The organism is Pseudodesulfovibrio sediminis (assembly GCF_020886695.1).
Taxonomy (GTDB): Bacteria; Desulfobacterota; Desulfovibrionia; order Desulfovibrionales; family Desulfovibrionaceae; genus Pseudodesulfovibrio; species Pseudodesulfovibrio sediminis.
In genome coordinates, this window is the sequence record NZ_AP024485.1 from 2,033,643 (window position 1) to 2,054,707 (window position 21,065).

The following is a 21,065-nucleotide window of genomic DNA, read 5'->3' on the forward strand; positions in this document are numbered from 1 at the left end:
TCTAATTGTCGAGACGCATGTCAGCCAGCAACGTATCCACCTGTTCAACAGTCAAAGGCTTGTGGAAGAAATAGCCCTGAACGAACTGACATCCTTCACCCTCGAGAAAGTCGAGCTGGGCTTTTGTTTCCACACCTTCGGCCACGATCGTGAGGCCCATGGATTCACCCAGGGAGAAGACTGTGCGCACAATGGCCTGACTGTCCGTGTCTGTTTCCACCTCGATGATAAAGCTGCGGTCGACCTTGACCACGTCGATGGGAAACCGCTGGAGATAGGAAAGGGAGGAATAGCCTGTACCGAAATCATCAATGCAGACCGATACGCCAAGCCCTTTGAGCTGCTGCAACATATCCTCTGCCACAGAGGGGTTGTCCATGAGCGCGGACTCCGTGATCTCGATCTTGAGCGAAGCCGGGTCCAGTCCGGCGTCATCAATGGCGCGCCCCACCTGACTGACGAGCATGGACTGCCCGAAATTCCGCCCTGAGATATTCACGTTCACAGTAAGGTCGGCGCCGGAATCAACGCCAAGAGCATGTTGCCACAGTTTTATCTGGGTACACGCCTCTTCCAGCACCAGATTGTCAATGGCGTAGACAAGGCCGGTGTCCTCGGCCAGGGAAATAAAATCATTGGGACCGATGATGCCGTGCTCAGGATGCCGCCAGCGGACCAGGGCTTCAAAGCCGCTCACCCTGCGCTTGGTGATATCCATGATGGGTTGATAGAACACTTCGAATTCACGCAGATCAACGGCGCGCCTGAGGTCTGTTTCCAACTCCATGAGCTGCAATGCCTGATCGTGCATCTTCCTGTTGAACACCTTGAAACGGGACTTGCCGAGCTCCTTGGCCCGGTACATGGCTGTATCCGCGTCCCGAAGCAATGCCTCGGGGCGGTCATAGCCGTCGGTCTTGAGCACGATACCGAGGGAGGCCGAAGTGAAGACCTCATTGCCTCCGATGGAAAACGGCTGGCGAACACCCTCAAGGATACGTCTGGCAATGGTGATGGCATCCTTGGGCGCAGAGATGTCTTCCTGTAATATGGCAAACTCGTCTCCGCCGAACCGGGCAATGGTGTCCGTGCTCCGGCCACAGTTTTCCAGCACGCGTGCCACGCCGCGCAACAGCTCGTCACCGGCCTCGTGGCCCAGCGAGTCGTTGACCACCTTGAAACGATCCAGGTCCATGTACAATACCGAAAAAAGATGCCTGCCCCGACGGCCGCGCTCCATGGCCATCCGCAGATGGTCCAGAAACAGCGCACGGTTGGGCAGTCCGGTGAGCGGGTCATGAAATGCCTGCCGCTTGAGCTGGTCTTCGGCCTTCTTGCGCATGGTGATGTCTTCCACAGACCCTTCGAAACAGAGTACGTTGCCATCCTTGTCCATGATCTTGCGCACATTCTCGCTGATCCAGATGATTCTGCCATCCCGCTTGCGCACCTTGGACACGAAATTCTTGATCTCATCCATACGCTCGAACCGATTGAGCAGGTCCTTGCGCCTGTTGGGGTCAACATACATCTGCGTCCCGATATCATAGATCGAGCTCATGAGTTCTTCAGGCGTCTTGTAACCGAGAATTCGGGCCAGAGCCGGGTTGGTGTCCTGAAAACGGCCGCCGAGGGAAGATTGATAAATACCCTCTACCGCATTCTCGAAAATGGTGCGGTACTTGGTCTCCGCCTTACGCAAGGCATCACCGATGACCTTTCTCTCGGCGATCTCGATCTTGAGCTGGGTGTTTGTGCGCATGAGCTCGGACGTCCGCTCATCAACCTTTTCCTTGAGCGCATCGCGCGCTTCCTTCAGCTCATGAGTCTTTTGCTGGACCCGGTCCTCCAGACTGGTCACGAGTTCGGATATCTGTCCGGTCATGGCCGCCATGGCCCTGGCGAGCTGCCCCACCTCGTCGTTGGATGTAATCTCCGGCACATCACAGAAGTCTTTGACCGCGACCCGGCCCGCGTATTGCGAAAGCGCGGTCAACGGTTTGGAAATATTCAGGATAAAAAGGAAAAGGAGCAGGGAGCTGATCAGGAACAAGGCCAGCATAACGATCTGCTGCTCGACCAGGGATTCGTGGATATTCCGATTGATGACCGCCATATCCATGCCGATATGAACAAATCCGGCCAACCCGCTGAGGATGGGGCTCGACACATGCAGATACTGTTTGTCCCCCAGGGAGACCTCCCGCATCATGTGCTCCGAGGCCTGAACCCGAATATTGGTATCACTGACGATCTGTCGGATTTTCTCCGGTACAAAAGGCACAAAGGTGTGGGCCAGAAGCTGTCCGTCCTCATCCGTGACCACCACATAGGACACCGCCGCGATATCGAGGTAATGATCAATACGGGCCTGCACCCCTCCGGCATCCTGTCCGAGAATGGTGGCAATATCGGACTCGGCAATGGAACGGGCCAGGGCGAGCGCCTTGGATTCATATTCCCGAGACATCTCCCGCCGCAACCGGGAGCCAAAGGTGTACGAGGTGACCACCGCAATCATGCCGAAGAGCACGACCATGAACAGGAGCGGTTTTATGAAAAGTTTCGGAGCCCTCATTGGCGCCACTGCTCCCAATCGGTCACAGGCTGGAAGGAACCATCCTTCACGGTCGTGAAATAGATGGCATTGAGCCCTTGATACTTGTCGCCAAAGGAAACTGTCTCACCGATGCCCATATCAAAATGCGTAATGGACCGCATGACCTCCGGGATACGGTCCCGCCGTGGGTCATCGGCCATACGCTTGATCACTTCACCCAGCAGGAGGCCGTTCAGGAATCCTTCAAAACTGACATAGCTGAATTTGCGGGGGATGTAGCCCTCGCCCGGGGATATCGGCTGGCCGGTGTATCCCTCCAACACCTTCTGATACAAGCGGACTCCGGGCAGGCTCAGATCGGTATAACTCGGGACAACCTGAGAATTGATCAGATTCACGCTGTAATCCTTGCCGTCCCGTATGCCTGCGGCCTTGAGCAAATCAAGAGTCTTGTCGGAATCGGCAAAAGAAATACCAGCAAGGAGATCAGCATACCCCACATTCCGCACATCTCTGATAAACGCACTTTGCGAGGCATAGGTGCCGATAATGATAATGGCATCCGGTTCAGCTTCGACAATATGTCGCGCCTCATCCGTGAAATCCTGAGCAGAGGATGCGCCTCGCCGGTAGGAGGCCTCGGACACGATGGCAAGCTCATGTTTCTTGAGCGCCCGCCTGATGCCATCCCAGCCATTGCGCCCGTAAGCGTCGGATTGATAGAACACTCCGATACGGGTTCGACCGATCTTCACCAACTGGTCAACAAGTCCGGCGGTTTCTTCGTAGTAGGAAGCGCGCGCGGTATAGATGTATTTTCCGTACGGCTCTGATCGCAACGGCTGCGCGCCGGTAAAGGGAAAGAGCAGGAAAATATTCTGATTTTCAAATTTCTGGAGCAGCGGCAGGATGTGTGTGGTGGTAGGGGTACCCACGTAGGAGAAAAGCGCAAAGACATTGTCCTGGGTGATAAAACGGACGGTATTTTGAAAACACGGAGCCGGATTGTACCCATCATTGGCAGGCGTCACCTTGATGGTCCAGCCATCTGCTCCACCCTGCGCATTGAAATATTCCAGATAGGCCATAAGCCCACGATAAAATTCAATACCGAGTTCACTGTTGGCGCCAGTAAAGGCGGCAGACATGCCGAACACCAACTCGCGCTCGCTGTCAGCCCTGACCAAACGCCCCGCAAACCCCAGGCAGACGACCAGCAGGCACACTGTCATCCAAAGTTTTGTCACCCTCATTTTATACACCAGTAATTCATGCCATTCATAGGGGAAAAGTGCAACCGGGCACATATGTTGCGTGGCGGAGACAGGCGGGAAACAAAGAGAAGAAGGGAAATAAATACAAAGAAACAGACGGAACCGAGGAAAAGATACAATCAGTTGGCGTCCACGAAGGAACAGTCCATTGCGCCATCGCCGTCCACAGAGACAATGGCCAGCGAACCGAACTCGCCAAGAGAGCCGGGGTTGAGCAGTTGCACGCCATTGCGAACGGACCAATCACGGGCATGGGTATGCCCATAGCAAACCAGATTGAACTCCGGGCCAAACGCTTCGGCCACTTTGACAGGTACCTGAGAGCGTGATCCCCAACCATGGGTGACGCCGAGACGCACCGGGCCAAGCTCCGCACTCAGCATGGGTTCCAACTGATCCACAAGCTGCGGGTCCCAGTCGCAGTTACCGCGCACACACAGAAAATTGTGGTGCTGCATAAAGTAGGACCATGTTTCAAAGGAGGTGATGTCCCCACAGTGAACCAGCGCATCAGCGGGTTCGAGCCATGTGCGATAGACCTGATCAAGCCAGGCTGGAGGCGCCCCCATATGAGTGTCGGAGATAACGGCGATCTTCATTGAGGCAGCCCCGGGGGCAGAGAGAACTACTCTTCGACCTTTTTGGCCCTGTAGCGGATGTACGCGTCACGGACGGCTGCGTACTTGTCCACAGCGCCTTCGGTCAAAGCTTCATACTCGTTGCCCTGAAGCTGAAGAGAAAGGGTGTTCAGGTTGCTGTAGGCTCTGATGGCGACAAATTCGAGGAAGGTGAACCGACCGTAGGTCAAGGGGTCCATATAGGCGTCACCAACCCAACCCACGGACTCGCGGATGGAGCTGGGACCGATCAACGGCCAGTACAGATACACGCCATGGCCAATACCGGCCTTGCCAAGAGTCTGGCCGAGACCGTCCGCTGTGGGCCGTTCCGGCTCCCAGTTTCGCGGCATGCCCCCGGTCACGTCACCGAAACCGAGCACACCGAACGAGGTATTGGCGATAAACTTGGACGTCTCCATATAGGCGGCGTCGAATTTACCTGTCAGTATGTTGTTGACGAACCGAACAGGGAAAAGCAGATTGGTAAAGAAATTGTCCACCCAGCGGCGAGGTCTGACCGGAATCAGCCACGCGTACCCTTCGGCCACTGGTTTGAAGGCATTGAAATACAGGAAGTCGTTGATGTTGAACCAGGTCAGGTTCCAATAGTAAAGAGGATCGGCAACCAACTCTTCGTCGCTGTAGTCCGAGTCAAAGTCATCAAACTCGTCACCGCCCTCTCCGGTATCAACCGTCTGGGCCAGAAGAATCTGTTTCGGCGCGGTATCAGCAGCAAAAGAAGCCCCCGTCATTCCCAGAAGGAAGACGAGCACCAAGAGCGCTGCTGCCAATCGACAATCTGTTGAGATGCCTGTTTTCAAGAAATTACTGCCCCTCGCTCTTCTGAACTTCATCAATTTTTTCAACTTTTTCGTTGATCAAACGAAGCAAATCTTCCGGAGTGCCACTGTCCAGGACAGCGGAAAATTGGCTTCGATAATTCATCACCAGGCTCACACCTTCGGCGACGACATCGTATATCATCCACCTTCCATCTACGATTCTCAAGCGAAATTCAACAATTATTTTCTTATCTTTGTCAAAAATTTCGGTCAACACCTTAGCTTTTTTACCGGAAACGACCTCATTTTTGTACTCGATCCGCTGTCCTTCGTAGGCTGGAATCCTCTTCAGATAGGAACGTTCAAGCAGTCGAACAAAGGCGTTGGTCAAGTCCGTGCGCATCTGCGGACTCATGTCGAGCCAGGGTCTGCCAACGGCAAATTTCGTGACCAGGCCGAAATCAATAAACTGCTCAGCCACTTTCCTGAGTTCGGCAATGGCTTCGTCATGATGTTCGGGTTCCTGCATTTTCGGATCGGACAACATGGCAATGAGGTTGTCCATTCCTTCCTGAATCCTGGCTTTCGGGGTCTGCGCATCCTGTTCCTGTGCGGCAGCAGCGCCGACTAGGAGACACACCAAAACAAGAGTCAGTATCAGTTTCTTCATATGCATATATCTTCCTTAAATTCCAACTTATATTTCACCAAAAGCAAACTTACTGATCAAGGCTTCCAGATCAATTGCCGGCTGCGTGTCAAAGAGGGTATCACCGGGTTTGACCGGATCTCCCAGGCCGCCGGGCACGAGCTTCAGATATTTGTCACCGATCAGACCATTGGTCTTGATGGCTGCAATGGCGTCATCCGTGAGCTCCACCTCTTTGGAAACCATCATGGACACGACGGCCATGCCTTTCTTCTGATCCAGCCCGATATCACTGACAAACCCGATTTCAACACCATACATCTGAACCGGAGCATTGACCTTGAGGCCGGTAATATCCGAAAAACCCGCTTTGACAAGATAGTATTTGTCCGAGAAGAGCTGCACATTGCCCAGTTTAACGGACATGTACACCACGGCCAACAGGCCCATAATCACAAAAATACCTACAGCGGTCTCTTTCTTCATTTTGAACACCTGTTATCCTTTCGGATCGTGGTTTTCACGTCAAGTACCTTATTGCAGTCGATTTTCATCATGGACGGGTCCAATGGAGGCAGGGTCAGCCTGGGGGCATCCCGCTCATCAGTGGTCCTGTCCAGGAAATTGCGCAGGTACGGATCGGTCGTTACTTCAAGCTCTTCCAGCGATCCCTGAAACAGGCATTTCGCCTCACCCAGGATGACCACATGATCAGCCAATGCGCGCATGCTCGCAAGGTCATGGGTGACGACGACCATAGTCATGTCAAAATGACACATCATTTCAAGCAAGAGTTGGTCCAACTCTGCGGACATGACCGGATCCAGCCCGGAAGTGGGTTCGTCGCAATAGAGCACCTGCGGGTCCATGACCAGCGCGCGGGCCAATCCGGCCCGTTTCCGCATGCCCCCGGAAAGTTCGTTGGGATAGAGTTCCATGGCGTGTCCCAGCCCCACCAGCTCAAGGCGATCCTGCACAATGTGCATAATCTGCTCATCACCGAGCCGTGTATGCTCACGCAGAGGCAGAGCCACGTTGTCCTTGACCTTCAGAGACCCGAGCATGGCACCATCCTGAAAAAGCACGCCGGTACGCTGACGAATGCAGTGCATCTTCTTGCGCGACATCTGGCTGAGATCATTCTCACCCACGAAAATCTTACCGGAAATAGGCGGCTGGAGTTGCAGGATGTGCTTGATCACGGTGGACTTGCCGCAGCCGGAACCACCAACAATCATGGACAACTCTCCACCCGGAAAAGTAATATTCAGATCACTGATAATGGGTTTGCCGCCATAGCCCACAGTCAGATTCTCAAGTCGTATACCCGGTGCAGATCCCATAGTTCACCATTACCACAGCAAGGAGGTCAAAAGATAATCCGCAGCAAGGATGGCAACACACGACTTGACCACGGCATTGGTCGTGGACTGGCTGACGCCCTCGGGACCGGCATGCCCGGAACGGAGGTGCGTGTAATATCCTTCAAAGCAGCAGATGGTGCAGACCACCAGGCCGAACACAATGGACTTGATAAACCCGCCTTCGATGTCGCTCCAATTCAGCGAACCATCCACGCGGGCCCAGTACACACCGGCATTGGCTCCCAGCAGTTTGACACCGGTCAGCCACCCGCCCCACAGGGCGATAAGATTGAAAAATGCGGTCAGCAACGGAAAGCTGATGATACAGGCGGCCAACTTCGGAGCCACCAGATAGCGCATGGGGTTGATGTCCATAATGGTCAGGGCATCGATCTGCTCCGAGATGCGCATGACCCCGATCTCGGCGGTCATGGCCGAACCGGCCCGACCGGTGAGCATGATGGCGGAGAGCACCGGCGCAAGCTCGCGAACCATGGACAAGGCAACGCCAGCGCCCAAAAAGCCGTCCGCACCAAAGGCGGACAGGGCAAAATAGAGCTGCATGCCCATGACCATGCCGGAGAACAGCCCGATGAGAGCGATGACCGAGATGGACTGGACACCGATAAAATATATCTGCCGGACGATCTTGTGGAACTGGCCCCATCCGGCAAACACCAGACGCAAGGCATCGAGGAAAAAGAGGAAGAGACCTCCCGCTTCGTCCACAACGTTCCTGCATATCTTGCAGGGGAAAATTTTCGGCATCGCTATTTCACGAACTTTTTCTGCCATCGTCTCCCCGCTCCAGCGGATTGAGTTACCTATTAAAGATTAAAAAATATAAGCTTCCGCTATGTACTCAATTCATACTTCTTCTGCAAGTAGGTTACCATTACTGATAGATAGAATGAATCGTTTTCTGTCCTTTGTCGGCAAAAAATCTATTTTTTCTTGTTCTTGCCATTTTTCCGAATCCACCACTCAGGGTCCGGCCCCAGAAACCACCAATCCTTGTGGTCCGTTTTGGTAATGGCTTCAGCTATTTCCTGCCCCCACTGGGTACGAACCCGCTGCACGGCGCTTTCCAGCCATTGTCCGGCATAGGCGTTGCCCATGTCGAACTCTTCCTTGAGAATAAGGATGAAATCGAGTTGATCCGCATCCTGAGCCAACCGGGCTTCCAGAGTCACGGTCTCTTCCAGCTCATCCCAGTACCCCAGGATATCCTCTTCCAATCCCGTCCCGCCCGTGGCGTGTTTGAGCGCCTGAACCCGGTCGGAGTTGTTGTAGATACGGTTCACGTAATTGAAATCGCCGGTACGCGCCTCGTGCAGATCATGAAACAGACACATGTACGTGGTCCTGGCCACATCCGCGTCCGCCATCAACGCCAGAACGTGACCGATGACCGCTGTTCGAAAGGAATGCTCTGCCACTGTCTCGCTGCCGGTCCCCAAAAACTGGTATCCCGTGCGCGGTGTTTTTCGCAGCATGCCGCATTCATTAAAAAAATCCACAATGCGCGTCAGTTTGTCGCGCCCTTTCATATTTTCCATCAGGTCCTCGGTTACGTGTCTGGAAACCGCTCGGAACAGAGTTCTCCTGCGGCGCCCCAGTTTTCCTTGGGGACTTCTTCTATAATGACTGTCACGGCTTCGGGCGGGCAGTCGAGGATACGCACGGACTCGCGGGTCAGGACCTCGACAAAGTCGCGCTTCTGTTCCCTGGATATCCCGGCCCAGGTTTCCACTCTGAGTATGGGCATGCCTTTCTCCTAGCTCCGATAGTCCGCATTGATGCTGATATATTCTCTGGTCAGATCGCTGGCCAGCAGGCGGCACGCGCCGGGACCGGTGCCCAGCTCGATACCGATGACGATGTCCCGCTTGCGCATTATGGGACCGAGCAGATCATCCATATCGCCGGGTTCGGGGGTACCATTCTGGAAGACAAGCACACCGCCGATCTCAAGCTTGAGGTCCTCGGCCGCAAACTCCGCACCCGAGTAACCGGCCGCGCAGATGATCCGGCCCCAGTTGGGGTCCGAGCCGAAGAGCGCGGTCTTGACCAGCGGCGAATTGCCCACGGCCCGCGCCACCAGCTCGGCGTCCGCATCCGACTGAGCGCCGGAGACTTCGATAAAGGCGACCTTGGTACCGCCTTCCGCATCCATGACGATCTTGTATGCCAGCTCTTCAAGGACCGTATGCAGCGCACCGCGCAACAGTTCACGATCTTCATCGGTAGCGACGTCCACACCGGAGGCACCGTTGGCCAGGGCAATGACAGAATCATTGGTGGAGGTGTCGCCGTCAATGGTCACGCGGTTGATGGTCCGATCCACACAATCCACCAGCATGGCTTTCCAGGCAGCGGCGTCAATGGCGGCATCACAGGTAATGAAAGACAGCATGGTCGCCATTTTCGGGGAAATCATGCCCGCGCCTTTGCACATGCCGAGCAGGCGCACATCGCCCCCTGCCAGCGAGACCGTCACACCGGCCAGCTTGTGCACCGTGTCCGTAGTCATGATCGCCTTGGCCGTGTTTTCGGCAGAGTCTACGGTCATGGACTGGGCCAGACCGGGCATGGCCGCCTCCCACTTGTCCATATCAAACTGTGCGCCGATAACCCCTGTGGAGGCGGGCAGCAGTTCGTCAGCCGGGACATCAAGCGCCTTGGCAGCCAGATTCAGGGTCTCGCGACAATTGGCGCGTCCCAGGTCGCCGGTGCAGGCATTGGCCTGTCCCGAGTTGATCAGAAAGCCGGAAAATTTTCGGCCCGTATTCAGCATTTCCTGACATTGCAGGACCGGTGCTGCCTTGAATTTATTGGTGGTGAACACGCCTGCGGCCACAGCCGGGGTGTCGCTGACGATGGCTCCCAGATCAAGCTTGCCCTGCTTCTTGAAGGAAGCAGCCACGGCGCCGAACCGGTATCCCTTGGGTATATTCATTGTCGGTACTCCAAAACAGGTATTTCTCTACAGTGCCCATGCCATACCGCAGAGTTGCCCAAGTGGAAAGAGGGAATCCGTTGCCAGGATCCCGACCAGGGTGTACTGACTCAATTGAAATGGAACCACTCATCATCGCCTGCATCCTTGCCACCTTTTTCTTCGCCGCCTTTCTCAAAGGCACGGCAGGTCTCGGTTTCGCCACCACCTGCCTGGGCATCATGGCCACCTATATCGACCTGCGGCTGGCCATCCCGCTGGTCATCATCCCTTCCCTGATCTCCAACACGATGGTCATGATAGACGCGGGCGGCTTCGTGACCATCTTCAAGCGCTTCCGGATTCTGTACGCCACCTGCATCCCCGGACTCATACTCGGTCTCTGGATACTCGGCAGCGGAGACACCGTCCTGCCCCGGACCGTGCTTGGTGTGTCCATGGTCCTCTACGGAAGCTGGGGCCTGTGGGGCGGTACCGCGCGCCTTGAGCACTCGCCACTGCTGGATTCGACGATCGGGCTGCTGACCGGACTGGTCAACGGCCTGACCGGCTCACAGATCATGCCCATCCTGCCCTACCTCATGTCACTGGACATCACCAAGGACGAGCTGGTTCAGGCCATCAACACCTCGTTCACCATCTCAAGCCTGATCATGCTGTTGGGGCTTGGCAAACTGGGGCTGGTCAACACCGAAGTCATGCTCATCTCCGCAGTGGGCACTCTCCCTGTCGGAGCGGGCATATGGCTTGGCGGTCGCGTGCGACGCATCCTGCCCGAAGCCGTCTTTCGCAAAGTGATGCTGACCATGATCACCCTGCTCGGCCTCGGCCTCGTGGTTCGTGCCATACTGTAACTCTTGCAATAAGAACACTGACAGTGCATTCTTGTGCTGAATTCGAACTCCAAGGAGCTTCCCATGCGCCTCTCAAATCTTCGCCTTTTTCTGGCCCTGGCCCTCAGCCTCTGTCTGGTCATGCCCGCTTTTGCAGGACGCCAGCTGAACAAGGCCAACGGCCAGACCGTATATGTTCCGGTGTATTCGCACATCTACCAGGGCATCAAAGGCAGACCGTACAACCTGTCCGCCCTGCTCTCCATCCGCAATGTGGACGCAATGCATTCCATCGTGGTGACGTCTGTCAAATATTACGATTCCCAAGGCGTGGTCGTGAAGGAACATATTGTTGAACCGATGGTCATCGGTCCCATGTCTACAGGGGAATTCCATGTCCCGGAACGCGACATTTCCGGTGGCTCCGGCGCAAACTTCACGGTCAAGTGGAAAGGCACAGACACGGTCACGACTCCCATCATCCAGGCCGTCATGATCGGCACGGCCTCCACGCTGGGCATCTCTTTTGTCTGCGACGGTGTGGTCGTCGAAGAAGATTAATCCTTACAGTGCGAGCATACGGACTCGGGCTGACCGGACGGAACGAACTCGCTAGAGAATGCGCAGGTTTTCAGGCATTTCCGGCATGGCGCCGGGCTGACCGCAGACAAAGGCCGCCACGTCCGTGGCCCTTCGATTGATCGCATCCAATGACCAGCCGGAGAGATATCCCAGCACCAGCGCAGCGGTAAAGGCATCCCCCGCCCCGATGGTGTCCACCACCCTGGTGGGCTGGCCCGGCAGATCAGACACGCCTTCACGAGAAAGAAGCAGGCTCCCCTTCTCCCCACGGGTCAAGACGGCCAGACGCAGATCATAGGTCTCCCGCAACGCCGCCAGCGCATCCTGCTCATCCGCAGGCAGTGCGAACATTTCCGCAACGAGGGAGAGTTCGTCATCATTGATTTTGAGGACATCGGCCAGCCCGAGGGAAGACTCGATGATCTCCCTTGAATAAAAGTGCTGCCGCAGATTGATGTCATACACCTTGAGCGCACCCTGTGCGGCGTCAAGAAATGTCTGCACGGCAGAGCGGGATGTGGCAGAACGCTGGGCCAGCGTACCAAAACAGACCGCATCCGCCTTGGCGGCCAACGACAGGGCCAGGTCATCCATGCCCATGAAATCCCAGGCCACGTCATCCGGAAAAACATAGGTGGCCACGCCCTTGTCATCCACCAGCGCATCCACCGTGCCGGTGGGGTGCTCCGGGTCCACGGCAACCGCGTCGACGATCACCCCTTTTGCGACCAGAATGGAGAGCGCTTCACGACCCAGGGCGTCATCACCCAATCGGGAAACAGGCACCCCTGCGCCGCCGAGCGCATTGACCTGATAGGCGAAGTTGGCGGGCGCACCGCCGAGCAGCCGTGTGTCGGGCAACACATCCCAGAGAATCTCGCCGAGACCGATGGCAAGGAAATGTTTCATTCGATCACCCCCCCCGTTCCACGATCTGTTGCAACCGGGCCTCTGCACGTTCGCGGAAGGCATCGCTGCCCGGCGTGGCAACCACGGTTTCAAGAAGTGCGATGAAATTATCCAGAGCGGATTCCATGAGCGGATGGTTCGGGCCCAGCGCGGATTCGTAAGCGGCCAACCCCTTGTCATAGTAATCAAAGGCTTCGTCCCGACGCTCTCCCGAGGCCAGGAGCAATGCCAGATTGCACAGGGCCTGAGCGGTCTCCGGGTGCTGGGAGCCGAAGACCTGTTCGCGAATATGCAGGCTGGCGCGGAAGTGTTCTTCGGCACCGGCGCTATCTCCCAGACGATCGAGCAACAGGGCAACAGTGGTACAATCTTCAGCCACATCAGGGTGCATGTCGCCAAACAGCGCCCGATTAATGCCAAGGGATTTCCTGGCCAGCTCAAGGGCTTCATCAAGACGGTCCATGGCCTCGTACAACAACGCCATGTTGGATAGACAGGATGCGATGGCCGGGTGCGCGTCATCATGCGCCAACCGCAGGATGCGCAGACACTCCTCAAAGGTCGCCTCTGCACCGGAATAATCGCCCAGCCCCTGACGTACCACGGCCAGACTGTTGAGCACCGGGGCCGTGGCCGGATTGTCTTCGGTAAAAATCGTCTTCTGCAATTCAAGGCAGGCGGCAAAGGTCTGTTCGGCGCGGGTCAGGTCACCGGCTGCCCAGTGCACCGTGCCCAGCCCCTCCATGTCGGCGACGATATCCGGGTGCTGCTCCCCCTTGAACGCCACGTCCACGGCCATGGCCGCCTCCAGAAATCCGATGGCGTCCTGATACCGCTCCTGGTGATACAGGGAAAAACCGGTCTGATGGAGCACACGGTTGGCCGCGGCGGTGTTCACATCGAGTTCGGTCACCAGCGCGCGGCAGACCTCGATATGGGGCATGAGCCACTGCACCGTGTTCCAATGCTGTGGTTCGGCATCGGGCAACACGAGGTTCATGGCGTAAAGGGCGCGACTCGCCCATTCTCGGGCCTGCGCATCGTCCATGGCGTTGCGCAGGGTCGTCCTGACATCCTCTTTGAGCTGAAAAATCTGACTGTCCGCATCCACAACGATCAGATCGCGAGTAACCAGCGGATCAATGGTGGCCGTAGCCGCGAAAAACGCGGCGGCCGGGTTGATCAGGGAGGGATTGTGAGCCGTGCCGTCAATGGACAGGGCAAAATCGTATGGCAGCGGAGAATCCGCCAGCATGGCGGCCATGTACAGGGCCTCGGCCCCGCCGGGAGCTTCGTTCTCCACTGCGGAAATGGCGCTCATGATAGTCGCCTGGCTACGGTGTTCACTGGGGTCTGTCACGGATACGCTCCTTGGGTTACCTGACGTTCCCGTGTCTCTATCCGGTTTGACAGGGGAATTCAAGAAACGGAACGGGGGTGACAGGCACCCCAAACACACGCGACCGCCGCCGGGAATGTCCCGACGGCGGTCGTATGCGTTTACTGTTCCTGTCGGCTATCGCTTGGTGGAAATGGCGGTGTTCAGCAGCCCGTCCGCCGTGGTAATGATCTTGGTATTGGCCTGGAACCCGCGCTGGGTAATGATCATCTTGGCAAATTCCTCGGCCATGTCGACGTTGCTTTCCTCCAGGGTGTTCTGGTTGATGACACCCCGGCCACGATCCCCGGCCGTTCCTTCGATGGCGTTGCCTGAGGCGGCCGTTTCCACGAAGTTGGTATTGCCCGAACGCCTCAGCCCCCACGGGCTGTTGAACCGATATATGGCCAACTGGTAGATCTGCTCTTCCTGACCATTGGTAAAATGACCGTTGAGAAAGCCGTCCCGGTCCACACTGACGTTCTGCAGATACCCTTCTGCGTAGCCGTCCTGGGTATGAAACATGGTGGACGAGGGCAGATCGTAACTGGTGGTCACACGCGCATCGCGCTGCATGCCGCTCATCTCCTGAAGGTTGTTCACGTTCAACCCCACCGAAGCGGCTGTTCCCGCACTGGACCCGACCCATGAGGCATCACCTGAGTTGAGGCCGAAATCATAGGATATGGTCTGCGCGTCGCCGATGGCCGAGCCATTACTGCCAAAGGTCGCTGTCACCTGCGGCAGGCCGTCTTCGTCAAAGGTGGCGGGTATCCACGACCCGAGGCTCTTGCCTCCGCCGCTGGCAGTCTCATTAAGGGAAAACGCCGCTTGCCCGATCATCTCGCCCTGATCATTGAATGTCAGGACGCCCATTCCGGCCAACCCGGCGGCGGAGGTGCCATAGGCAGCCGACCCGTCCTCGGTTCCGGGGAAGGCGACAAGATATTCCCAATAGGAATAGCCCGGCACGGCATTGGACAGCGTGTCCGAACTGACCGGATCAAAATAGACTGTCATGTCGTGCCCGTTGCCATCTTCATCATAAACAAGAATGCTGGAAGAATATTGCGGCAGCGTGTCTCCGAAAGGCGTGGAGGCGTTGCTCAGCGAGGAGTCATAGGCCTCGTGCATGGCGAAAAATGGATTGTTGATGCTTGTGAACGTGTCCGTACCGGAGGCGTCAAGGTTGGTGACCATCTCCATGGATGTGGTGGCTCGCGGCTCCGACCGGACCAGCCGGTAGTCCTCGCCGTCTATGGTCAGGTCCTCGTAGGGCAACTGGATGGCAGACACGGTGGTGGCGATCTCCCCGGTCTCTCGGTCCACTGCATACCCTTGCAACTGATACCCGCTGGCGTCCACCAGATAGGCATCGCGGTCAAAACGGAACGCACCGGCTCGCGTGTAGTTGGTGGGACCGGACCCACTGCCGGAGGACGCGGTATTATAGACCCCGAAGAACCCTTCGCCCGTGATGGCGAGATCAGTGGCGGTGTTCGTATTGGCCAGACTGCCCTCTTTGAAGATCGTCCGAATCTCGGAAATGCCGACACCCTTTCCGATCTGACTCATGGACACACTGCCGGACTGGTACTGCGCGCCACCCGTTGCGAGCTGTTGACTCATGAGGGTGCCAAACTGCATATCCGCCTTTTTGTACCCGTTGGTACTCACATTGGCGAGGTTGTTGGCAACGACCTGCATATTTTCATTGTGGGCGACCACACCCGTGGCCCCGACATACAATGCGCTAAAACTCATACGTCCTCCAATCCGACTCTGCCGGATATGGCGGGAACTTCCAGGAGACCCATTCCCGGAAAAAAATTCCCGATTCCTTCTCACCTAGTAACTGAGCAAGTGGCATGCCATATAGATACACTTTACATTTCAATTAGATATGGATAACAATCGCTCGGCACAAGCTGCCGAACACACCGTTTTGGCCTTGAATATGCGCAACAACCTGCACCGAATCAGATTATTCATGTTTCCCCTTGCAAGGAAGTGGCGGCGCGTATAGGCTTGCGCGACTTTTACATGTTAGAATCAAAACGAAACAATGGAGAAATATCATTATGAAAAGAATCATCCCCTTGCTGACAGCTCTGGCTTTGTGCCTTGTCCTTATTGCCGGTTGCAACCAGCAGGAACCAGGCGTCAAGATCGGCATTGTGGACGAAGCTGCTGCTTTCAAGGACAACCAGGTTGCCAAGAAAGCCATGGACTATCTCAAGGAAGTAGGAACCCCGTTGCAGACCAAAGCCGAGGCAGCATACAAGGCCATGCAGGCTAATCAGACTGAAGAGACCGTGGCCGCATACAAAGCCGCCATGGGTGAACTGCAGAACACCATGAACCAGGAACAGCAGCGCGTTGTCGCTCTGGTCGAGGCCAAGTTCAATGATGTGCTGAACACCTACCGCTCCGAGAAAGGCCTGACCGTCATCCTGAGCAAGCAGTCCGTCATCTCCATGAGCGACGCTGTTGATATCACCGCCGACATCGTGGCCGCCATGGACGCTGTCGATCTGGAAATCACTCCCGCCGCACCGGCCGAAGAAGCAGTGGAAACACCTGCCGAAGCACCGGCCGAGACGCCGGCTGAAGCACCGGCCGAGACCCCTGCAGAAGCTCCGACCGACGCAGAATAAGTTCCATACAAACGACAAAAAAAGGCCTGTCCACTGTTGTGGACAGGCCTTTTTCATTGCATAATCCGGTTAGTTCTCAAGATAGTCGTGCATCAAGCCGTACACCTCATCAATGAGCTGCACGAACTGAGCGAATTGAACGCGCACCTTTTCCAGGTCCCCGTTCCTCGCTGTCAGTTCCATGCTCAGCGCCAGATTTGAAAGATCGGAAGAGCGCACGACGCCGCACATACCCTTGAGGGAATGGGCCAACTTGGACACCAACAAGGCGTCACCGGCTTCAAGAGCGGCCTCTATGCTTCCGGTTCGAAGCGGTCCGTCCTCAAGGAAGGCATCAAGAAGATCGCGAGCCAACTCGTCATCATTGGCCAGACTCGCTAAAAACTCGGCCTTGTCAAAAAGATTGTCAGACATGCGCTTCTCTCCATACTGGGTGTTGCATAGTTAGCACGATGTACCATCTGTCTAATTGGTTGGAAAGGAATATCACACCTTCAAAAGTGCTTGCTCACGATCTCCCGTCTGTCAGGAACAGACACACCCTCCACCTGCCAGACATGTCCAGCGTCCATCGTGAAAAACGAGGAGGATTTCATTCACGGTGCGGTGCATGCAATTATGCAGGCAGACCGTATTCTGCTGTGCCCTGAACAAATTCGAGACACGCCTCTTATAAGAGTAATGGGTGCGCACCCAGATATCCTTTTCAGGCTGCCTGGACACGATGCGCCCATAGGCCGCCTCCATGGCTATCCCTCCCTGCTTTGGGGCGGTGATGACCGTGGGCCTGTCCAGCACCAACGCTGTGCCCCTCTTCAGAAAAGCCATTCTGGCGTGCCCGCCGAACAACACCCCGCATTCCGCCGTGCCGTACTGATACACCAGCCCTTCATCGTCATTAGAGATCTTTTTGACCTCCACGGCCATGGCCGCAGGCGTCATCGTGCGCGATAAAGGCTGAGGCAAGGGGACTTCCATCCCGTTGAGACATTTGAAAGGGTGATTGGCAATGAACTGGTTTTCGCGCTTTCCGGTCTGACGGAAAAACCGCACACGGGCTGCGCATCGCAGGCTCTGCAACGCGGTCATGGCCGCCAGGGCCAGACTCTGTACCACCATCCTGCGCCCACTCATCTCCTGGATGGGCATGGATGCCGCCTCGGCATACAGCATTCGTCCGCACACCATCCCCAGCTCCAGTTGGTCGCCCCCACTGGGAAGCACCCGACACAGGGCGTGCATGCCGTGACTCACCGACTCCGCGCCATGCCCCCAACGCCCGGCAACGCGGACAGCGACCTCCTCGAAAAGATGCAGCATAAGCTCCAAGGGATCATGCATGATCTCGTTTTCTGGAACCCAGCCAAAGGCCGCCCCCATGCCCAACCCCAGCAACATGGCCGCGCCCTGTGCGCTCCGGTCAGACGAAGACGCTTCTGTTTCCCAAAGGGCAGGAGCGGGGGTGCGTGCCGGCACCGACCAGCCCCACCGGGCACACCAGCCAGCCCAGTCGCCATTGAAAGCCCGGGCATGCTCCGTCATGACCGCGAGGCTCTCCGGAAGCCAGTATTCAGACACATGATGCCCGGATTCCATGAGGTCCACGACCCCACCCAGGCGCTCCGGGGACGGAAAAGTACACACCACCGCACGTAATTTGCGCACCTGCCGTTCTCGCAACAGTGCAGGCAGAAACCCGGAAAGTACCCCACCATCCAGCAGGTAACTTCCCCGTTTGCTCCTGAGTAAATATGCGTCTCCCTGTGGTGTCGGAAGTACTCTGAACTGCGTCAACCCTACCTAATCCTTACATAGTTGGATGAGAAAGGATGAATTAGGTCATATTATATTTATTCTGTCAATCTATATTGAATTACACTAAATAACACTTGGTACAGATTCCTGAAAACTGACAGCATTTCAACAACATGCATATTCGCATTTAAGGGCGAAAAGCCATCCACCCACAAAATAAAGCATAAATTCAACAAGATACCATGTCATGGTCTGCGCTTTGCAGAGCACAGGGAACAAGTTGACAAGGTTTAAATCGACGCCTATATGCCACCGAGTCAAAAACAAAGGGAGCAATCCATAATGAAAATACTCATCAACTACACCCTCACTCCGGTCCTCTGTGCGGTCCTCGTGATCATGGCTGTGGTTGTGGTCGTCAAGGATCAGAAGATCGACGATCTCACGCATAAACTCGTGCTGGTCCAAAAGACCGCCGAGGCTCGCAAGGAACTGGTGGAAGAAGCCCGCCTGTTGCAAAAAGCCGTATCAACGCCAGTCCGTGACGTTACTGTCACCGCATACAACCCCCAGACCGACCAGTGTGACGATGATCCGCTCATCGCGGCATCCATGCGCAAGGTTCGCAGCGGCACCATCGCCGTATCACGCGATCTGTTCAACCAGGGCTGGGTTTTCGGACGCAAGGTCCGCATCGAAGGCTATGGCATCTTTGAAATCAACGACCTCATGAACAAGCGCTTTACCAAGCGCATCGATATCTTCATGTGGGACGAGGGCGAAGCGCGTCAGTTCGGCTCAAAGAGCATCAAGGCCGCACTCCTCGAAATATAACAACAGACACTTGACTGATTCAAAGGCTCCGCATCTGTGCGGGGCCTTTTTTTGTTATCCCCCCAATCCGACTTGTACAGTCGGCTTTCAACAGCACCCTCACGCACAGCACCTGGCGAACAGCATATAGAGTGGATACCATTGTAAACAGTGATTGCTCTACAGGTTCTTACCGTATACTGATTTTAACATTACAGAGTATGTACTACAGAGACTTTTCTCTGACAGACGAACCATCACAACATCAGCATGTACAATCAACGAAAGATTTACCCTGTAATGTGGGTGATTAACGCGACAAGGAGTATCCATGTTTATCCGTACTGTACTAGTATTGCTTCTTATTCTTCTTTGTGGCTGCATAGGCCAGAAAGCGAACAATAACGCCTCCACCACATACACTTCAAAAGATGATGTGAGCATGTTCTCACACCCTACCGACAAAGAGGAACTATCAAAGCGGATTGTCGATGAACAGCAACTGGAAAAAGTGTTGAATGCGCAAATAGCAAAAGGAAACTACAACCTGACAGCAAGAATTGCCGCAGGCGCTCCACAGCAATATGATGCATTCATCATGACATGGATTCAACAGAACATCACCGAACTCCCAGCTCCATTTTTTTATGTCATGTCCAGAAAGCTGGATGCTACAGACAACAAGGCAGCCCTGCGCTGGTACACTCGGGGATATGTGCTGGCCATGGTTGATCGAAAACTGTGTATCGACAAGAGTGCCCGTCAGGGCATCGAGTACCTCAACTATATCCTCGGAGACGAGTTGAAACAGAATATCGGCTCGTACCAGGAAAGCGGCCTGATCTATCAGGAACGGGTCGCGGCCATAGAGTATGCCGGCACACTGAAACAGAACTACGATCCCATGTGGATTTGCTCCCATGGAGTCAGTACGTTTACAGAAGAGGGGAACAGTGGATTCGAGCCGTTGGAAAAACGCAAGGACAAACTCGATGAGCTGGCTCAATCCCTGCCAAAGAAGTAGTCTTTAATAAATGAGCACACCATAAGAAAGGCCGCCTGTTGGCGGCCTTTCTGCATAGCAACAATTTACAATCACCGGCCTAATCCAGCCAGGTGATTTCGACATCCCTGCGGGTGGGAATGCGTCTGTACCGGTATTTGGGATAGCCCAGCATGAGAGCGGCGTAGACGCCATGGCCTTCGGGGATGCCGAGCATCTCGCGGATGGCGCAACACCCTTCGGCCACTTCCATGAGGAACCCGGCCCAGCAGGCACCGATGCCGTGGGCATGGGCGGCCAGTTCAAGATAGGCGGCTGCCAGGGAACAGTCCTCTGCCGGGTTGAAGCCGTCTTCGGGAGCGTGGGCCACGGCCACATGCGGTGCGCCGTGCAGAATCTTGTCGATGCCCTTTTCCCAGTTCCTGACCACGCCGGGCAGGACCGAGTTGGTGGCCATGTATTCCACGGTCAACCCTGCCAGCCGACGCGTGGCCAAAGGCGTACGAGTGACGATCCAACGGGCGGGCTGGCCGTTCTTGGCGCTGGGCGCAAAAGTCGCAACGTCCATAAGGTGGGCCAGTTCATCCTCGGACACCACCTTGTCCTTGTAGGAGCGGATGGACCGACGACCGCGCAGAAACTGCTCTGCCTGCTCAGTGGATATCTTCAAATCCTTTGCCAGCGGCAGGCAGTGCTCCGGGGCCAACTGTTCGGCCACGGGCATCTCTGGTAACGTAATGGCGGACACCGGGCACACGGCCACGCAATGGCCGCAGGCGATGCAGGTCTTCTTGGCCGCCAGCCGGAGCTTGGGAAAGCCTTCCCTGTCCTCGACAACGAGGTCAAAGGGGCATTCATCCTGACAGGCGCCGCACCGTTTACAGAGAGTTTTGTCTGCGAACATGGGTTCCTTCAAAAAAGCAATAC

22 protein-coding genes are annotated in these 21,065 nt (G+C 55.7%); 5 read left to right on the forward strand and 17 right to left on the reverse strand.

What is annotated here, in order from left to right; all coding sequences use genetic code 11:
• Position 1: 1 nt before the first annotated feature.
• The 11 genes from SRBAKS_RS09785 to argJ form a co-directional block, all read right to left on the reverse strand.
• Entirely contained in the window at positions 2-2,578 is a 2,577-nt protein-coding gene (locus SRBAKS_RS09785; protein WP_229590693.1) for an EAL domain-containing protein, read from the reverse strand.
• Positions 2,575-3,792 (reverse strand): ABC transporter substrate-binding protein, encoded by a 1,218-nt coding sequence (locus tag SRBAKS_RS09790; protein ID WP_229590694.1) that lies wholly within the window; start codon positions 3,790-3,792, stop codon positions 2,575-2,577. Before SRBAKS_RS09790 ends, SRBAKS_RS09785 begins: the two co-directional genes overlap by 4 nt.
• A 161-nt stretch (positions 3,793-3,953) precedes the next feature.
• The gene (locus SRBAKS_RS09795) at positions 3,954-4,433 is read right to left on the reverse strand and encodes a metallophosphoesterase family protein (RefSeq protein ID WP_229590695.1); all 480 of its coding nucleotides are present in this window, start codon (positions 4,431-4,433) and stop codon (positions 3,954-3,956) included.
• A 26-nt stretch (positions 4,434-4,459) separates the two neighbouring features.
• Positions 4,460-5,245 carry an MlaA family lipoprotein gene (locus SRBAKS_RS09800; RefSeq protein ID WP_229590696.1) on the reverse strand — a complete coding sequence of 262 codons (786 nt, stop codon included), beginning with the start codon at positions 5,243-5,245 and terminating at the stop codon, positions 4,460-4,462.
• Between the two features lie 34 nt (positions 5,246-5,279).
• On the reverse strand, positions 5,280-5,906 hold the full coding sequence (locus SRBAKS_RS09805) for a Tgt2/MlaC family protein (RefSeq protein WP_229590697.1): 627 nt from the start codon (positions 5,904-5,906) through the stop codon (positions 5,280-5,282).
• A 27-nt stretch (positions 5,907-5,933) separates the two neighbouring features.
• Positions 5,934-6,371: an outer membrane lipid asymmetry maintenance protein MlaD gene (gene mlaD / locus SRBAKS_RS09810; RefSeq protein WP_430708870.1), complete on the reverse strand. Its 438-nt coding sequence runs from the start codon at positions 6,369-6,371 to the stop codon at positions 5,934-5,936.
• A complete protein-coding gene (locus tag SRBAKS_RS09815; RefSeq protein WP_229590699.1) occupies positions 6,368-7,228 on the reverse strand; it encodes an ABC transporter ATP-binding protein in 861 nt (286 codons plus the stop codon). The genes mlaD and SRBAKS_RS09815 overlap by 4 nt, the downstream gene beginning before the upstream one ends.
• 9 nt (positions 7,229-7,237) lie before the next feature.
• Positions 7,238-8,044 (reverse strand): MlaE family ABC transporter permease, encoded by an 807-nt coding sequence (locus SRBAKS_RS09820; RefSeq protein WP_229590700.1) that lies wholly within the window; start codon positions 8,042-8,044, stop codon positions 7,238-7,240.
• A gap of 149 nt (positions 8,045-8,193) precedes the next feature.
• Complete coding sequence (locus SRBAKS_RS09825) at positions 8,194-8,808, reverse strand: HD domain-containing protein (protein WP_229590701.1); 615 nt, start codon at positions 8,806-8,808, stop codon at positions 8,194-8,196.
• Positions 8,809-8,819: 11 nt separating this feature from the next.
• Positions 8,820-9,017, reverse strand: coding sequence for a 4-oxalocrotonate tautomerase DmpI (gene dmpI, locus SRBAKS_RS09830; RefSeq protein ID WP_229590702.1), 198 nt, complete (start codon positions 9,015-9,017; stop codon positions 8,820-8,822).
• A 9-nt stretch (positions 9,018-9,026) separates the two neighbouring features.
• Positions 9,027-10,208 carry a bifunctional glutamate N-acetyltransferase/amino-acid acetyltransferase ArgJ gene (gene argJ / locus SRBAKS_RS09835; RefSeq protein WP_229590703.1) on the reverse strand — a complete coding sequence of 394 codons (1,182 nt, stop codon included), beginning with the start codon at positions 10,206-10,208 and terminating at the stop codon, positions 9,027-9,029.
• Positions 10,209-10,327: 119 nt separating this feature from the next.
• Between argJ and SRBAKS_RS09840 the strand changes: the two genes are divergently transcribed.
• Both SRBAKS_RS09840 and SRBAKS_RS09845 read left to right on the forward strand, forming a co-directional pair.
• Positions 10,328-11,062, forward strand: coding sequence for a sulfite exporter TauE/SafE family protein (locus SRBAKS_RS09840; RefSeq protein WP_229590704.1), 735 nt, complete (start codon positions 10,328-10,330; stop codon positions 11,060-11,062).
• Positions 11,063-11,125: 63 nt separating this feature from the next.
• Positions 11,126-11,602 (forward strand): DUF3124 domain-containing protein, encoded by a 477-nt coding sequence (locus SRBAKS_RS09845; RefSeq protein ID WP_229590705.1) that lies wholly within the window; start codon positions 11,126-11,128, stop codon positions 11,600-11,602.
• Between the two features lie 51 nt (positions 11,603-11,653).
• Here SRBAKS_RS09845 and SRBAKS_RS09850 read toward each other — a convergent pair whose 3' ends face one another.
• The 3 genes from SRBAKS_RS09850 to SRBAKS_RS09860 form a co-directional block, all read right to left on the reverse strand.
• Complete coding sequence (locus SRBAKS_RS09850) at positions 11,654-12,532, reverse strand: carbohydrate kinase family protein (protein ID WP_229590706.1); 879 nt, start codon at positions 12,530-12,532, stop codon at positions 11,654-11,656.
• A 4-nt stretch (positions 12,533-12,536) separates the two neighbouring features.
• Positions 12,537-13,892, reverse strand: a complete 1,356-nt coding sequence (locus SRBAKS_RS09855) for a tetratricopeptide repeat protein (protein WP_229590707.1) — start codon at positions 13,890-13,892, stop codon at positions 12,537-12,539.
• Positions 13,893-14,048: 156 nt separating this feature from the next.
• On the reverse strand, positions 14,049-15,674 hold the full coding sequence (locus tag SRBAKS_RS09860) for a flagellar hook protein FlgE (RefSeq protein WP_229590708.1): 1,626 nt from the start codon (positions 15,672-15,674) through the stop codon (positions 14,049-14,051).
• A gap of 317 nt (positions 15,675-15,991) precedes the next feature.
• Between SRBAKS_RS09860 and SRBAKS_RS09865 the strand changes: the two genes are divergently transcribed.
• Complete coding sequence (locus SRBAKS_RS09865) at positions 15,992-16,567, forward strand: OmpH/Skp family outer membrane protein (RefSeq protein ID WP_229590709.1); 576 nt, start codon at positions 15,992-15,994, stop codon at positions 16,565-16,567.
• Between the two features lie 69 nt (positions 16,568-16,636).
• Here SRBAKS_RS09865 and SRBAKS_RS09870 read toward each other — a convergent pair whose 3' ends face one another.
• Positions 16,637-16,981 (reverse strand): Hpt domain-containing protein, encoded by a 345-nt coding sequence (locus tag SRBAKS_RS09870; protein WP_229590710.1) that lies wholly within the window; start codon positions 16,979-16,981, stop codon positions 16,637-16,639.
• Between the two features lie 111 nt (positions 16,982-17,092).
• A complete protein-coding gene (locus SRBAKS_RS09875; protein WP_229590711.1) occupies positions 17,093-18,232 on the reverse strand; it encodes a hypothetical protein in 1,140 nt (379 codons plus the stop codon).
• Between the two features lie 432 nt (positions 18,233-18,664).
• Between SRBAKS_RS09875 and SRBAKS_RS09880 the strand changes: the two genes are divergently transcribed.
• The gene (locus tag SRBAKS_RS09880; RefSeq protein WP_229590712.1) at positions 18,665-19,156 is read left to right on the forward strand and encodes a 3D domain-containing protein; all 492 of its coding nucleotides are present in this window, start codon (positions 18,665-18,667) and stop codon (positions 19,154-19,156) included.
• Positions 19,157-19,577: 421 nt separating this feature from the next.
• Positions 19,578-20,159 carry a hypothetical protein gene (locus tag SRBAKS_RS09885; RefSeq protein ID WP_229590713.1) on the forward strand — a complete coding sequence of 194 codons (582 nt, stop codon included), beginning with the start codon at positions 19,578-19,580 and terminating at the stop codon, positions 20,157-20,159.
• 79 nt (positions 20,160-20,238) lie between these two features.
• Here the strand turns inward: SRBAKS_RS09885 and SRBAKS_RS09890 are convergent, their stop codons facing one another.
• On the reverse strand, positions 20,239-21,042 hold the full coding sequence (locus SRBAKS_RS09890) for a nitroreductase family protein (protein WP_229590714.1): 804 nt from the start codon (positions 21,040-21,042) through the stop codon (positions 20,239-20,241).
• Positions 21,043-21,065: the final 23 nt, after the last annotated feature.